Source organism: Anaeromicrobium sediminis (assembly GCF_002270055.1).
Taxonomy (GTDB): Bacteria; Bacillota; Clostridia; order Peptostreptococcales; family Thermotaleaceae; genus Anaeromicrobium; species Anaeromicrobium sediminis.
On record NZ_NIBG01000039.1, the window covers coordinates 1 to 15,239 of the forward strand.

The following is a 15,239-nucleotide window of genomic DNA, read 5'->3' on the forward strand; positions in this document are numbered from 1 at the left end:
TTGGAGCAGGAGTAGTTGCTACAATCATTGAGTAATTTATAATTTATGGGACTAGGTGGATCATAAGACCTAGTCCCTTTATAAAGAAAAAACTGTAAAAAAAGAAATAGAAATAATGAAAAAAAATAAATTGGTTAAACTAATTAAAAAAACTATTCTAAGTTAAAAATGTAAATTCAAGATACTCTTTTTCTTGTATTTAGGTTTTTGACTTAGGATGCAAGGTTTATTCCTTGAAAATAGTCATTGAAAAACTATGTTGACATTCGTTAAGAATTATGATAGTTTAATTAGGTAATGGTAATATAATGAGATATCTGCGTCGAATTGCTATATATCTAAGTAGAGGTAAATGCTGCAGGAGGTGTAAAAAATGAGAGTTAAAGTTACTATGGCTTGTACAGAATGTAAGCAAAGAAATTATCACACAATGAAGAACAAGAAAAACAACCCTGAAAGAATGGAAATGAAGAAATACTGTAAGTTTTGTAAGTCACACAAAATGCACAAGGAAACTAAATAATCTAGCCTTGGATTATTAAAACATATAAGATAAGGATGTGAAGCCAATGGCAGTACAAACCAATGCGAACAAGATGAAAAAATCTCAAAGCGTGGGGAAGTTCTTTAAACAAGTAAAGGCAGAGCTGAAAAAAGTTATATGGCCAAGTAGAAATGACCTGGTTTCATTTACTACGGTAGTATTAGCAACTTGTGCAATAGCAACAGTAGGAGTTTGGGCTGCAGACTCAGTTTTTGGTCGTGCACTTCAAATGTTCATTAAATAGCGAGGGAGGAACTCTCGAAAATGTCAGAGCAGGCAAAATGGTATGTTGTTCATACTTATTCAGGGCACGAAAATAAGGTTAAGGCTAACATTGAAAAGTTAGTTGAAAACCGTGGAATGGAAGAATTTATTCCTGAAATAGTAGTGCCAACAGAGGAAAGTATAGAAATTAAAAATGGCAAGAAAACTGCCAAGCAAAAAAAGATATTTCCAGGATATGTTTTGATTAAAATGGTCATGAACGATGAAACGTGGTATGTAATCAGAAACACTAGAGGTGTTACTGGTTTTGTAGGACCAGGATCAAAGCCAATTCCACTTAGTGAAGAAGAAGTTAAGAATATGGGTATTGAAGAACCAGTTGCAGAGATCGATTTAGTAATAGGAGATACGGTAAAAGTAATATCAGGCCCATTTGAGAGCTTTATTGGAGCGGTTAAAGGAATAAATCTTGAGAAACAAACTTTAAAGGTTTTGATTTCCATGTTTGGAAGAGAAACTCCAGTAGAATTAGACTTTATACAAGTTGAAAAATTATAATTAGTTAAAAAGCTATAAGGCTTTTAATATAAAACAAAGAAATATAGTATAGATTACACAAGAAATGAGGAGGTGTATTTGCTATGGCAAAAAAAGTAACAGGATATGTTAAGTTGCAAATTCCTGCAGGAAAAGCTACGCCTGCACCGCCAGTAGGTCCTGCATTAGGACAACAAGGTGTTAACATTATGCAATTCTGTAAGGAGTTCAATGCAAAAACTGCGGATCAAGGTGGATTAATTATACCAGTAGTAATTACTGTTTACCAAGATAGATCATTTACATTTATCACTAAAACTCCACCAGCAGCGGTATTATTAAAGAAGGCTGCAGGTTTAGATAAAGCTTCAGGAGTACCAAACAGAGATAAAGTAGCTACAATTTCTATCGATAAGGTTAAGGAAATTGCTGAATTAAAGATGCCAGACTTAAATGCAGGAAGCTTAGAAGCTGCTATGAGCATGATTAAAGGTACTGCAAGAAGTATGGGTATCATCGTAGAAGGATAATCTCATATTAAATTATAAAAAACTTAAAAAGCATACGACGTGGGAGGTACTCTCAAAAACCGTTAAAACCACATAGGAGGTAAAATAATATGCCAAAAAGAGGTAAAAAATATCAAGAAAGCATGAAGCTTGTTGATAGAACTAAATTATATGATACTGATGAAGCTTTAAACTTAGTAGTAGAATCTGCTAAGGCAAAGTTTGATGAAACAGTAGAAGCACATGTTAGATTAGGTGTTGATTCAAGACATGCTGACCAACAAGTAAGAGGAGCAATTGTATTACCGCATGGTACAGGAAAAACTAAAAAGGTTTTAGTTTTTGCTAAAGGTGAAAAAGCTAAAGAAGCAGAGAATGCGGGAGCAGACTTTGTTGGTGCAGAAGACATGGTACAAAAAATTCAAAAGGAAAACTGGTTTGACTTTGATGTAGTTGTTGCTACACCAGATATGATGGGTCTTGTAGGAAGACTAGGAAGAGTATTAGGACCAAAGGGATTAATGCCAAACCCTAAGTCTGGAACAGTTACTTTTGATGTAGAAAAAGCTATTAACGAAATTAAAGCTGGTAAAGTTGAGTATAGATTAGACAAGACTAATATTATCCATGTTCCAGTAGGAAAGGTATCTTTTGGAGCTGAAAAGTTAACAGAAAACTTTAAAACTTTAATGGATGCTATCGTTAAAGCAAAACCTGCTGCTGCTAAGGGACAATACTTAAGAAGTGTTACTGTAACTAGCACAATGGGACCTGGAATCAAGATTAATCAAGCTAAGATCACAGAATAATTTGGTAACAAAAAAACCTTGACCAAGTTAAGGGTGGATGTTATAATTGATTCTGTTGTTAATAAAATTAAAAAGCAAACCGTAGACAGTAGGGACCATGAGTTTAAAAAGCCTACCGAGGTAAGGATAGATTCGATTAAGAATGAACCTCTCTATGTCTACGGTAGAGAGGTTCTGTTATTTGACAGAACGTTCGCAATTCAAAAGTTGCAAGGAGGTGGACTACCACATGTCAGCAAACTTAAACGCTAAAAAGCAAGTTGTTGAAGAAATTAAAGAAAAGCTTTCTAAGGCTCAATCTGCAGTAATAGTAGACTATAAAGGTTTAACAGTTGAGCAGGCGGATAAATTAAGAAAGTCTATGAGAGAAGCTGGAGTAGAATATAAGGTATACAAAAACACTTTAGTAAGATTAGCTGTTAAGGACAGTGAGTTCGAAGGATTAACTGAAAACTTAACAGGAACAAACGCTATTGCATTTGGATACGAAGATCCAGTAACTCCTGCAAAGATTTTAAATGACTTCGCAAAAGAAAGTAAAGCTTTAACATTAAAAGCAGGTGTTGTTGAAGGACAATACTACGGAGCAGGTACTATTCAAGAAATTGCAGATATTCCATCAAGAGATGTATTACTTGCTAAGTTACTTGGAAGCATTAAGTCTCCATTATCTAACTTCGCTTACTTAATTCAAGCGATGATTGATAAGAACGAAGGACAAGAAGCATAAAAAAAAATTAAATTGAAAAATTTCGGAGGTGCACAATAATGACTAGAGAGCAAATTATTGAAGCTATTAAAAATATGACAGTTTTAGAATTAAACGAGTTAGTTAAAGCTTGTGAAGAAGAATTCGGAGTATCTGCAGCAGCACCAGTTGTTGTAGCAGGTGGAGCAGCAGGTGGAGCAGCAGAAGAAAAGACTGAGTTTGATGTTGTTTTAGCAAGTGCTGGAACTCAAAAGATTAAAGTAATCAAGGCTGTAAGAGAAGTAACAGGATTAGGATTAAAAGAAGCTAAGGCTGCAGTTGATGGAGCTCCTACAACATTAAAAGAAGCAGTTTCTAAAGAAGAAGCTGAAGAAGTAAAAGCTAAATTAGAAGAAGTTGGAGCAGCTGTAGAAGTTAAGTAATTCAGTTGACCAGATAAAGGGCTCTGGAGAAATCCAGAGTACCTTTTTATGTTTGAAAAATAAAAATATAGATTAAACTATATTTTGACACAAAATAAAAAACCCCCACTTATGAGTAAGATGGGGGTAATTAAATATTAATGTGAAAAACAATATGTATGAATTCATTATAACATAATATCGAAAGCTTGACAAGTGAGGTACGTTGTGATACCATTATAAATTGCCATGACAGGCAAAAAAAATAATGAATAAAATTCGTTTATGTTGGAAATAGTATAAACTATGACTTCGAATGATAAACCTTTGCGTTTTGTTAAGGTTTCATATAGATAATACATAAAAAAAGCAACTTATGTCAAGAAACAAACTATCATAATTTCTATATTACATAAAGTTAAATTGTAGTAGGGAAATTTTGCTTTTTTATGTATAAACATAAATTGTATATTACTGCAAGGGGTGAAAAAAATGCCACATCCTATTAAGGTCGGAAAAAGAACAAGAATGACCTACTCTAGAATTGAACAAGTAGCACAAATGCCGAATCTTATTGAAATTCAGCGAAAATCTTATGAGTGGTTTTTAGAACAAGGTCTACGTGAAGTCTTTGATGACATCTCGCCAATTCAAGATTATACAGGAAACTTAATCTTAGAATTTATTGACTATTCTTTAGATGGGCAGCCTAAATATGACATAGAAGAATCTAAAGAAAGAGATGTAACTTATGCTGCACCACTTAAGGTAAAGGTAAGATTGATCAATAAAGAAACTGGAGAAGTTAAGGAACAAGAAGTATTTATGGGAGATTTCCCACTTATGACTGACAAGGGTACTTTTATTATAAATGGTGCCGAAAGAGTTATAGTAACTCAGTTAGTTCGTTCTCCAGGACCTTATTATGCAAGAGAAATTGATAAAACAGGTAAAAGATTGTATTCTACTACTATTATTCCTAACCGTGGAGCTTGGTTAGAGTATGAAACAGATTCTAATGACATTATTTCTGTGAGAGTAGATAGAACTAGAAAGCAACCTATGACTGTTTTATTAAGAGCATTAGGATTTAGTTCTGATGCAGAAATTCTTCAAATATTTGGAGAAAGTGAAAGATTAATGAGAACTCTAGATAAGGATAGTACTAAAACTCAAGAAGATGGTTTACTTGAAATATATAAAAAATTAAGACCTGGTGAACCACCTACTGTTGAAAGTGCTAGATCTTTAATAGATTCATTATTCTTTGATCCTAAGAGATATGACTTAGCTAAAGTTGGACGTTATAAGTACAACAAAAAATTAACTATAGTTAATAGAATCACAGGAAAAATAGCATCAGAAAATGTAATACATCCAGACACTGGTGAATTATATGTGGAATCTGGAGAAAAAATTTCTAGAGAGAAAGCTCTACATATAGAGAATTCTGGGATTAAAATGGTTGCTATACTAGATGAAGAAGAAAAAGAAGTAAAAGTAATAGGTAACCATTTCGTTGATATTGCAAGTCATATTAAGTTCAATATTGATGATGTAAATATTGAAGACAGAGTACATTACCCTGTTTTAAAAGAAATTTTAGATGAATACACTAACGAAGAAGATATTAAAGAAGCCCTGAAAGAAAGAAGGAAGGACTTATCTCCAAAACATATTATTATAGATGATATTATGGCTTCCATAAGTTATATATTAAATCTTGGACATGGTATTGGAGTAATAGATGATATAGATCATTTAGGAAACAGAAGATTACGTTCTGTTGGAGAGTTATTACAGAATCAATTTAGAATTGGTCTATCTAGAATGGAGAGAGTCATAAAAGAAAGAATGACTATTCAAGATATAGATGTAATAACACCACAAGCTTTAATTAATATAAGACCTGTGGCAGCAGCAATAAAAGAGTTCTTTGGAAGTTCTCAGTTGTCACAATTTATGGATCAAACAAATCCATTGGCAGAATTAACTCATAAGAGAAGATTATCTGCATTAGGACCAGGAGGTCTTTCTCGTGAAAGAGCAGGATTCGAAGTTCGTGACGTGCACCATTCTCACTATGGTCGTATGTGCCCTATAGAAACTCCAGAAGGTCCAAACATCGGTCTTATAGGTTCTTTAACTACTTATGGAAAAATCAATGAATATGGATTTATTGAATCTCCATACAGAAAAGTAGATAAGGAAACTGGTATTGCCACAACTGAAATTCACTACTTAACTGCTGATGAGGAAGATGTATTTGTTGTAGCTCAAGCAAATGAGCCCTTAGATGAAGAAGGTAAATTTGTTAATAGAAGAGTTGCATCAAGAGGTCTATATGGAGAAATAGATGTTGTTCCAAGATTAGAAGTAGACTATATGGACGTTACACCTCAGCAAATGGTATCTGTGGCCACTGCTATGATTCCATTCCTTGAAAATGACGATGCCAACCGTGCCCTTATGGGATCTAACATGCAACGTCAGGCTGTACCACTAGTTAAAACGGATGCACCAATAATTGGTACAGGTATGGAGTATATAGCAGGAAAGGACTCTGGCGCGGTAGTAGTTGCTAAGAACGCAGGAGTAGTAGAAAGAGTAAGTGCTGATGAAATCTTAATAAGAAGAGATGATAATAAAGCATTAGATAGATATAAATTACTTAAGTTTAAGCGCTCTAACCAAGGTACTTGTATAAATCAAAGACCTATAGTGGATAAGGGCGAATATATAGAGGAAGGCATGATAATTGCCGATGGTCCATCTACTGATTATGGTGAAATAGCTCTAGGTAAGAATATTCTTGTTGGATTTATGACATGGGAAGGATATAACTTCGAGGATGCTATCTTATTAAACGAGAAGATAGTTAAGGAAGATATGTTATCTTCTATCCATATAGAAGAATATGAAGCAGAGGCTAGAGACACTAAATTAGGACCAGAAGAAATCACTAGAGATATTCCTAACGTAGGAGAAGATGCACTTAAAGACTTAGATGAAAGAGGAATCATAAGAGTAGGTGCGGAAGTAAATTCAGGAGATATATTAGTAGGAAAGGTAACTCCAAAGGGAGAAACTGAGCTTACTGCTGAAGAACGTCTACTTAGAGCAATATTTGGTGAAAAGGCAAGAGAAGTAAGAGATACATCTTTAAGAGTACCTCATGGCGAATCAGGTATTATTGTGGATGTAAAAGTCTTTACTAGAGAAAATGGAGATGAATTACCACCAGGAGTTAATGTATTAGTAAGATGCTATATTGCTAAGAAGAGAAAGATAATGGTGGGAGATAAGATGGCTGGACGTCACGGTAATAAAGGGGTTATCTCTAGAATATTACCAGAAGAAGATATGCCATTCTTAGATGATGGAACTCCACTTCAAATAGTATTGAACCCTCTAGGTGTACCATCACGTATGAACATCGGTCAGGTACTTGAAATTCACTTAGCATTAGCTGCAAAGAAATTAGGATGGAGAGTAGCAACACCAGTATTCGATGGAGCACATGAGGATGATATAAGAGTAGCCTTTAAAGAAGCGGGATATCCGGAAGATGGAAAACTTCAATTAAGAGATGGTAGAACTGGAGAATTCTTTGATAATAGAGTAACAGTTGGATACATGTATATGTTAAAGCTACATCATTTAGTTGATGACAAGATACATGCACGTTCTACTGGACCATACTCATTAGTAACTCAACAGCCACTTGGTGGTAAAGCACAATTCGGTGGACAGAGATTTGGAGAGATGGAAGTTTGGGCACTTGAGGCTTATGGTGCTGCTCATACTCTACAAGAAATACTAACTGTTAAATCTGATGATGTGGTAGGTCGTGTTAAAGCATACGAATCTATTGTTAAAGGTGAAAATATACCAGAACCAGGAGTACCAGAATCATTTAAAGTTCTTATTAAGGAACTTCAAAGTTTATCTTTAGATGTTAAAGTATTAGGAACTTCAGAAGAAGAAATAGAAATTAAAGAGTCTGTTGAAGAAGAAAATTCTGAATTAGACAGTATGTTAGAAATAGAAGAAGTACATGATCAAAATCAGGTAGTGGAAGCCACTGAAGAAGTGGAAGAAGAAAATGATAGTGATGAATCAGATTTAGATTTATCAGAGTTGAACCTAGATGATTTAGGTGATTATGGCGTATATGACGATGAGTTGTAAGATAAAAATTAAACTTCATAATGAAGGGAGCGAAACTCCTTGTTTGAATTAAATACTTTTGAATCAATAAAAATAGGTCTTGCATCACCAGAAAAGATCAGAAGTTGGTCTAAAGGTGAAGTAAAAAAGCCAGAAACAATTAACTATAGAACTTTAAAACCAGAAAAGGAAGGTCTATTTTGTGAAAAGATATTTGGACCTACTAAGGACTGGGAATGTCACTGTGGTAAATACAAGAGAGTAAGATACAAAGGCGTAATATGTGACCGTTGTGGTGTTGAAGTTACTAAATCTAAAGTGAGACGTGAAAGAATGGGGCATATCGAACTTGCTGCCCCAGTATCTCATATTTGGTATTTCAAAGGAATCCCAAGTAGAATGGGTCTTTTATTAGACATGTCTCCTCGTTCACTAGAGAAAGTACTATACTTTGCATCATACATTGTAACTGATACAGGAGAAACTTCTTTAAGCTACAAGCAATTACTTACAGAAGGTGAGTACAGAGAGTATAGAGATAAATTTGGCAATGAATTTAAGGCATCTATGGGTGCTGAAGCCGTTAAAGAAATACTTGATCAAATTGATTTGGAGAAAATGGCTCAAGAGTTAAGAGTCATGCTAAAGGAAAGTTCTGGACAAAAGAGAATAAGAGCCATTAGAAGACTAGAAGTTGTGGAAGCTTTCAGAAAGTCTGGAAATAATCCAGCTTGGATGATTCTTGATGTAATTCCAGTTATTCCTCCAGATTTAAGACCAATGGTTCAATTAGATGGGGGAAGATTCGCAACATCTGACTTAAATGATTTATACAGAAGAGTTATAAATAGAAATAATCGTTTAAAGAGATTATTAGACTTAGGTGCTCCTGATATAATCGTTAGAAATGAAAAGAGAATGTTGCAAGAAGCTGTGGATGCCCTTATAGACAATGGAAGACGTGGTAGACCAGTAACAGGACCTGGAAATAGACCGCTTAAATCTTTATCAGACATGTTAAAGGGTAAACAAGGTCGTTTCAGACAAAACTTACTAGGTAAGCGTGTTGACTACTCTGGACGTTCAGTTATCGTAGTTGGACCTGAACTAAAGTTCTATCAATGTGGATTACCTAAGAAGATGGCTCTTGAGCTATTTAAGCCTTTCATCATGAAACGTTTGGTAAATGATGGATACGCCCATAATATTAAGAGTGCAAAGAGAATGGTAGAAAGAGTTAGAGGAGAAGTTTGGGATGTATTAGAAGATGTTATTAAAGAACATCCAGTTCTTCTAAATCGTGCCCCTACTCTACATAGACTTGGTATTCAAGCCTTTGAGCCAATACTAGTAGAAGGAAAAGCAATAAAACTTCATCCACTTGTATGTACTGCATATAACGCAGACTTCGATGGTGACCAGATGGCTGTTCACGTACCATTATCTGTGGAAGCTCAAGCAGAAGCTAGATTCTTAATGCTTTCTGTTAACAATATATTAGCTCCTAAGGATGGTTCTCCTATTACTACTCCTACTCAGGATATGGTACTTGGAAGTTACTATTTAACTATAGAGGTAGAAGGTGAACCAGGAGCAGGAATGATCTTCAAGGACTTTGATGAAATGCTTATGGCATATCAAAATGGAGTTGTAGGTCTTCATTCAAGAGTAAAAGTAAGAAAAAGATTAAATGCTGAGGATCCAGGACAATTAGTGGAAAGTACTGTTGGAAGATTCATATTCAATGAAAACATTCCACAAAGCCTTGGATTTGTAGATAGAGAAAAGGATAAATATTCACTAGAAGTAGACTTCTTATGTGATAAGAAGAAGTTAGGAAAAGTAATAGATAAGTGTTTCAGAGTTCATGGAAACACTACTACAGCTATCTTACTTGACCACATTAAGAGTTTAGGATTTAAATTCTCAACAAAGGGTGCTATTACTATTGGTGTAGCTGATATGGATATACCTAAAGAAAAAGAAATCCTATTATCTCAGGCTGACGAAGCTGTAGATAAATATGAAAAGGCTTATAGACGTGGTTTAATATCTGACGAAGAAAGATATGAAAGAGTAATAAAGATTTGGTATGATACAACGGAAAAAGTTACAGATGCCTTAATGGCTAACCTAGGAAGACTAAACAACGTGTTCATCATGGCTCACTCTGGTGCCAGAGGTAGTAAGAACCAGATACGTCAGTTAGGTGGTATGCGTGGTTTGATGGCAAATGCATCAGGTCATACCGTTGAAATTCCTATTAAATCTAACTTCCGTGAAGGTTTATCAGTACTTGAATACTTCATATCTACTACAGGAGCTAGAAAGGGTCTTGCAGATACGGCTCTTCGTACTGCCGATTCAGGATACTTAACAAGAAGACTAGTAGATGTAAGTCAGGATGTTATCATTAGAGAACATGATTGTGGAACTGAACAAGGTATAGAAGTTGAAGCGTTCATGGATGGTAATGAACTTATTGAACCGCTATATGATAGAATTGTAGGAAGATATGCATTAGAAGATATTCTTCATCCAAAAACTAATGAGGTTTTAGCTAAGAAGAATGAAATGATTCAAGAATATATGGCTGATAAGATCATAGAAGCTGGAATCAAGAGTGTTAAAATCAGAACTGTATTCCACTGTAGAACTAAGCATGGTGTATGTGGAACATGTTATGGTAGAAACTTAGCTACTGGTAAAGAGGTAAATGTTGGAGAAGCTGTAGGTATTATTGCAGCACAATCTATCGGAGAACCGGGAACACAGCTTACAATGCGTACGTTCCATACAGGTGGAGTTGCGGGTAACGACATCACGCAAGGTTTACCGAGGGTAGAAGAATTATTTGAAGCAAGAAAACCAAAGGGTCTTGCTATTATATCTGAGAGTGCTGGATATGTAACTGTAAATGAAACTAAGAAGAGTAGAGAAGTTGTGGTTACAGGAAATGACAGTGAATCAAAGACTTATACAATACCATATGGTTCTAGAATAAAAGTTAAAGAAGGTCAATTTATCAAAGCTGGAGATGTAATAACAGAAGGTTCTGCTAACCCTCATGATGTATTAAGAATCAAAGGTGTGGCAGGAGTCCAAGAATATCTAGTTAAGGAAGTTCAAAGGGTATATAGACTTCAAGGTGTTGATATTAGTGATAAGCACATTGAAGTTATCGTAAGACAGATGGTATCTAAAGTAAAAGTAGAAGATTCTGGAGATACAGATATATTACCAGGTGGATTATCTAATATATACGAATTTGAAGCAGCTAACGAAGAAGTAGAAAGTAAAGGACTTGAGCCTGCAGTTGGTAAAAGAGTATTACTAGGTATTACAAAGGCATCCCTAGCAACAGAATCCTTCTTATCAGCAGCATCATTCCAGGAAACTACTAGAGTTTTAACGGAAGCTGCAATTAAAGGTAAAGAGGATCACCTAATAGGATTAAAGGAAAATGTAATTATAGGTAAGCTAATTCCAGCTGGAACTGGAATGAGAAGATATAAAAACATTGCCATTAATAAAGTTGATGAAGAAGATTTAGATATAATATAGAAATAAAAGGATAAAATTTTTATAAAAGATTTTATTGACAGTAAAAAAACTTAATGGTAAAATGTTTGAGTGTGTAAATTAATAGTTTTGTTTCTTAGATACTCAAGGATTATGTGTCCTAGCACACATAATCTTTTGGGTATTTGATAGAGGAGGGGAATACATGCTTGAGGAGTTAAGAAATAACAATAAACTTATCATAGGAACAAAGCAATCTTTAAGAGCTGTAAAAGAGAATACTGCACAGACAGTATTTGTTGCTAAAGATGCAGAAAAGCATGTAGTTAGACCTATAGAAGAATATGCTAAAGAAAATGAAATTCAAATAGTCTATGCTGAATCTATGAAAAAACTAGGAAAAGCTTGTGGTATTTCAATAGGTGCTGCAGCAGCAGTAATATTAAAATGAAATTTACAGACGATAATTAATAGCTGATAAATAGTTTAACCACTTTATATATATTTGGTATGCTATTTTTAATTTTGAAAGGAGGTGCACTATATGCCAACTATGAGCCAATTAGTGCGTAAAGGAAGAGAAACTGTAGAATCTAAGTCAAACTCTCCAGCGCTTCAAAGAGGTTTCAACTCTCTAAAGAGAAAAGTAACTGCTACTAAGTCTCCACAAAAGAGAGGAGTTTGTACATCTGTTAAGACAGTAACTCCAAAGAAGCCAAACTCTGCCTTAAGAAAAATCGCCAGAGTTAGATTAACTAATGGTGTTGAGGTAACGTCTTATATCCCAGGTATCGGACACAACTTACAAGAGCACAGTGTTGTTTTAGTAAGAGGTGGAAAGGTAAAGGATTTACCAGGGGTTAGATATAAGATAGTAAGAGGAACTTTAGATACAGCTGGAGTACAAAACAGATTACAATCAAGATCTAAGTATGGTGCTAAGAGACCTAAGAAATAAATTGATCAGTCGAGCTAAGATGCACCTACTTTTAGAGAGATAGGCTTTATATATATATTGCATACTAGCGCACGACGGCAATTTAAAGGTTGTCGAGTACCGATGAAACTTGTGTTAAGGAGGGAAGCAAAGTGCCAAGAAAAGGAAATGTACCAAAAAGAGAAGTTTTACCTGATCCGTTACATGGAAGCAAGGTGGTTGCTAAATTAATAAACAACATCATGCAGGACGGAAAAAAGGGAACAGCACAAAGAATTGTGTACAATGCATTTGAAACTATTAGAGAAAAGACTGGTGAGGAACCAGTTGAAGTATTTGAAAATGCTATGAATAACATTATGCCAGTTCTAGAAGTAAGATCTAGACGTGTTGGTGGAGCTAACTACCAAGTTCCAGTAGAAGTTAGACCTGAAAGAAGATATACTTTAGGTTTAAGATGGTTAACTCTTTATACAAAAAAAAGAGGCGAAAGAACTATGGAAGAAAAATTAGCTAAAGAAATTATGGATGCAGCAAACAATACTGGAGCATCTGTTAAGAAGAAAGAAGATACACATAAAATGGCAGAAGCTAATAAAGCATTTGCACATTATAGATGGTAATAATATAAATATAAAAGACCTATTGTTCTTCGTAAGAAGAGCAATGAGGTCTATTGCAATAAGGACACCAGGAAGGAGGAATCAGTGTGCCTAGAGAGTATTCTTTAAAGAACACTAGAAATATCGGTATCATGGCTCACATTGACGCTGGTAAAACTACTACTACTGAGAGAATTTTATTTTATACAGGTATAACTCACAAAATTGGTGAAGTTCATGACGGAGCAGCAACAATGGACTGGATGGAGCAAGAGCAAGAAAGAGGTATTACAATTACTTCTGCAGCTACTACTTGTCAATGGAAGGGTAACAGAGTTAATATCATTGACACGCCAGGCCACGTGGATTTTACAGTTGAAGTTGAAAGATCTCTTCGTGTATTAGATGGAACAGTTGCAGTATTCTGTGCTAAAGGTGGAGTTGAACCACAATCAGAAACTGTATGGCGTCAAGCAGATAAATATGGAGTTCCAAGAATGGCATTTGTAAACAAAATGGACATTTTAGGAGCTGACTTCTATAACGTAGTTGATATGATGAAGGACAGATTAAAAGCTAATGCTGTGCCAATTCAATTACCTATTGGAAGTGAAGACAACTTAGTAGGTCTTATAGATCTTGTAGAAATGAATGCTAGAATTTATAAGGATGACTTAGGAAAAGAAATTGAAATAGCTGAAATTCCTGAAGAAATGGCTGAACAAGCTGAAGAATATAGATTAAACTTATTAGAATCTATTGCAGAAACTGATGAGGAATTAATGGAGAAGTACTTAGAAGGTGAAGAACTATCTGTAGAAGAATTAAAAGTAGCTATTAGAAAAGCTACTATTGATAACATTATAGTACCTGTATGCTGTGGTTCTGCTTACAAGAACAAAGGTGTTCAATTAATGTTAGATGCAGTAATTGATTACATGCCTTCACCACTAGATATTCCAGCTATCAAGGGTGTTAACCCAGATACGGAAGAAGAAGATGAAAGACCAGCAGACGATAATGGTCCATTCTCTGCATTAGCATTTAAGATCATGAGTGACCCTTATGTTGGTAAGCTTGCTTTCTTCAGAGCTTACTCTGGAGTATTAAAATCAGGATCATATGTATATAACTCTACTAAAGGCAAAAAAGAAAGAATAGGACGTATTCTTCAAATGCATGCCAATACTAGAGAAGAAATCTCAGAAGTATATGCTGGAGATATTGCTGCAGCAGTAGGTTTAAAATCTACTACTACTGGAGATACTTTATGTGACCAAGACAACCAAATCATATTAGAGTCTATGGAATTCCCAGAGCCTGTAATTGAAATCGCTATTGAGCCTAAAACTAAGGCAGCACAACAAAAGATGGGTATGTCATTAGCAAAACTTGCTGAAGAAGATCCAACTTTCAGAACTTGGACTAACGAAGAAACTGGTCAAACAATCATCGCTGGTATGGGTGAGCTTCACTTAGAAATCATCGTAGATAGATTATTAAGAGAATTCAAAGTAGAAGCTAATGTAGGTAAACCACAAGTTGCTTACAAAGAAACTATCAGAAAGCATGTTGAAGTTGATACTAAGTACTCTCGTCAGTCTGGTGGACGTGGACAATACGGACACGTTAAGCTTAGAGTTGGTCCTAAGGAATCAGGAACTGGATATGAGTTTACTAACAAGGTTGTTGGTGGATCTATTCCTAAGGAATACATCCAACACGTTGATGCTGGTATTCAAGGAGCAATGGAAAATGGTATCTTAGCTGGATTCCCAGTTGTAGACGTTGCTGTTGAATTATACGATGGATCTTACCATGAAGTTGACTCTTCTGAAATGGCATTTAAGATTGCCGGTTCTATGGCATTCAAAGAAGCTATGAAGAAGGCAGACCCTGTATTACTAGAGCCATACTTCAAGGTTGAAGTAGTAGTTCCAGAGGAATACATGGGAGACGTTATTGGAGATATTAACTCTAGACGTGGTAAGATTGAAGGTATGGAACCAAGAAGTGGAGCACAAGTTGTTAGAGGTTATGTGCCACTATCAGAAATGTTTGGATATGCAACAGACTTACGTTCTAAGACTCAAGGTCGTGGAACATATGTAATGCAATTCGACCACTTTGAACCAGTACCAAACAGTGTTGCTGAAAAGATTATGAACAACAAGTAAAAATTAATTCATGTTACCAGAAATTCTGGTAGCATGGTCTATATTTTAATATAAGGTTTTGTTAGGAGGAAGAAAGATGGCTAAAGTTAAATTTGAA

13 protein-coding genes and 1 other annotated feature are annotated in these 15,239 nt (G+C 35.1%); all 13 genes read left to right on the plus strand.

Annotated elements, in window-relative coordinates; genetic code table 11:
* Positions 1-373 precede the first annotated feature (373 nt).
* Complete coding sequence (gene rpmG / locus CCE28_RS21285; RefSeq protein WP_095136190.1) at positions 374-523, plus strand: 50S ribosomal protein L33; 150 nt, start codon at positions 374-376, stop codon at positions 521-523.
* A gap of 46 nt (positions 524-569) precedes the next feature.
* A complete protein-coding gene (secE, locus tag CCE28_RS21290; RefSeq protein ID WP_095136191.1) occupies positions 570-788 on the plus strand; it encodes a preprotein translocase subunit SecE in 219 nt (72 codons plus the stop codon).
* Positions 789-808: 20 nt separating this feature from the next.
* On the plus strand, positions 809-1,327 hold the full coding sequence (nusG, locus tag CCE28_RS21295; RefSeq protein ID WP_095136193.1) for a transcription termination/antitermination protein NusG: 519 nt from the start codon (positions 809-811) through the stop codon (positions 1,325-1,327).
* An 83-nt stretch (positions 1,328-1,410) separates the two neighbouring features.
* Complete coding sequence (rplK, locus tag CCE28_RS21300) at positions 1,411-1,836, plus strand: 50S ribosomal protein L11 (protein WP_095136194.1); 426 nt, start codon at positions 1,411-1,413, stop codon at positions 1,834-1,836.
* Between the two features lie 89 nt (positions 1,837-1,925).
* Positions 1,926-2,624, plus strand: a complete 699-nt coding sequence (gene rplA, locus CCE28_RS21305; protein WP_095136196.1) for a 50S ribosomal protein L1 — start codon at positions 1,926-1,928, stop codon at positions 2,622-2,624.
* A gap of 61 nt (positions 2,625-2,685) precedes the next feature.
* Positions 2,686-2,812, plus strand: a sequence feature (ribosomal protein L10 leader region).
* 41 nt (positions 2,813-2,853) lie between these two features.
* Entirely contained in the window at positions 2,854-3,354 is a 501-nt protein-coding gene (gene rplJ / locus CCE28_RS21310; RefSeq protein WP_095136198.1) for a 50S ribosomal protein L10, read from the plus strand.
* A gap of 38 nt (positions 3,355-3,392) precedes the next feature.
* Entirely contained in the window at positions 3,393-3,755 is a 363-nt protein-coding gene (gene rplL / locus CCE28_RS21315; protein ID WP_095136200.1) for a 50S ribosomal protein L7/L12, read from the plus strand.
* A 471-nt stretch (positions 3,756-4,226) separates the two neighbouring features.
* Positions 4,227-7,925: a DNA-directed RNA polymerase subunit beta gene (rpoB, locus tag CCE28_RS21320; protein ID WP_095136202.1), complete on the plus strand. Its 3,699-nt coding sequence runs from the start codon at positions 4,227-4,229 to the stop codon at positions 7,923-7,925.
* A gap of 39 nt (positions 7,926-7,964) precedes the next feature.
* Positions 7,965-11,468, plus strand: coding sequence for a DNA-directed RNA polymerase subunit beta' (rpoC, locus tag CCE28_RS21325; protein WP_095136204.1), 3,504 nt, complete (start codon positions 7,965-7,967; stop codon positions 11,466-11,468).
* A gap of 163 nt (positions 11,469-11,631) precedes the next feature.
* Complete coding sequence (locus tag CCE28_RS21330) at positions 11,632-11,877, plus strand: ribosomal L7Ae/L30e/S12e/Gadd45 family protein (RefSeq protein WP_095136206.1); 246 nt, start codon at positions 11,632-11,634, stop codon at positions 11,875-11,877.
* Positions 11,878-11,970: 93 nt separating this feature from the next.
* Positions 11,971-12,384: a 30S ribosomal protein S12 gene (gene rpsL, locus CCE28_RS21335; protein ID WP_095136208.1), complete on the plus strand. Its 414-nt coding sequence runs from the start codon at positions 11,971-11,973 to the stop codon at positions 12,382-12,384.
* Positions 12,385-12,515: 131 nt separating this feature from the next.
* On the plus strand, positions 12,516-12,986 hold the full coding sequence (gene rpsG, locus CCE28_RS21340) for a 30S ribosomal protein S7 (protein ID WP_095136210.1): 471 nt from the start codon (positions 12,516-12,518) through the stop codon (positions 12,984-12,986).
* A gap of 86 nt (positions 12,987-13,072) precedes the next feature.
* The gene (fusA, locus tag CCE28_RS21345) at positions 13,073-15,142 is read left to right on the plus strand and encodes an elongation factor G (protein WP_095136212.1); all 2,070 of its coding nucleotides are present in this window, start codon (positions 13,073-13,075) and stop codon (positions 15,140-15,142) included.
* The last annotated feature ends 97 nt before the right edge of the window (positions 15,143-15,239 follow it).

Bases quoted from the DNA above. Each gene is read 5' to 3' on its own strand.
- secE (WP_095136191.1), top strand. From the start codon at position 570: ATGGCAGTACAAACCAATGCGAACAAGATGAAAAAATCTCAAAGCGTG.
- rplJ (WP_095136198.1), top strand. From the start codon at position 2,854: ATGTCAGCAAACTTAAACGCTAAAAAGCAAGTTGTTGAAGAAATTAAA.
- CCE28_RS21330 (WP_095136206.1), top strand. From the start codon at position 11,632: ATGCTTGAGGAGTTAAGAAATAACAATAAACTTATCATAGGAACAAAG.
- rplA (WP_095136196.1), top strand. From the start codon at position 1,926: ATGCCAAAAAGAGGTAAAAAATATCAAGAAAGCATGAAGCTTGTTGAT.
- rpmG (WP_095136190.1), top strand. From the start codon at position 374: ATGAGAGTTAAAGTTACTATGGCTTGTACAGAATGTAAGCAAAGAAAT.
- rpoB (WP_095136202.1), top strand. From the start codon at position 4,227: ATGCCACATCCTATTAAGGTCGGAAAAAGAACAAGAATGACCTACTCT.
- rpsL (WP_095136208.1), top strand. From the start codon at position 11,971: ATGCCAACTATGAGCCAATTAGTGCGTAAAGGAAGAGAAACTGTAGAA.
- rplL (WP_095136200.1), top strand. From the start codon at position 3,393: ATGACTAGAGAGCAAATTATTGAAGCTATTAAAAATATGACAGTTTTA.
- rplK (WP_095136194.1), top strand. From the start codon at position 1,411: ATGGCAAAAAAAGTAACAGGATATGTTAAGTTGCAAATTCCTGCAGGA.
- nusG (WP_095136193.1), top strand. From the start codon at position 809: ATGTCAGAGCAGGCAAAATGGTATGTTGTTCATACTTATTCAGGGCAC.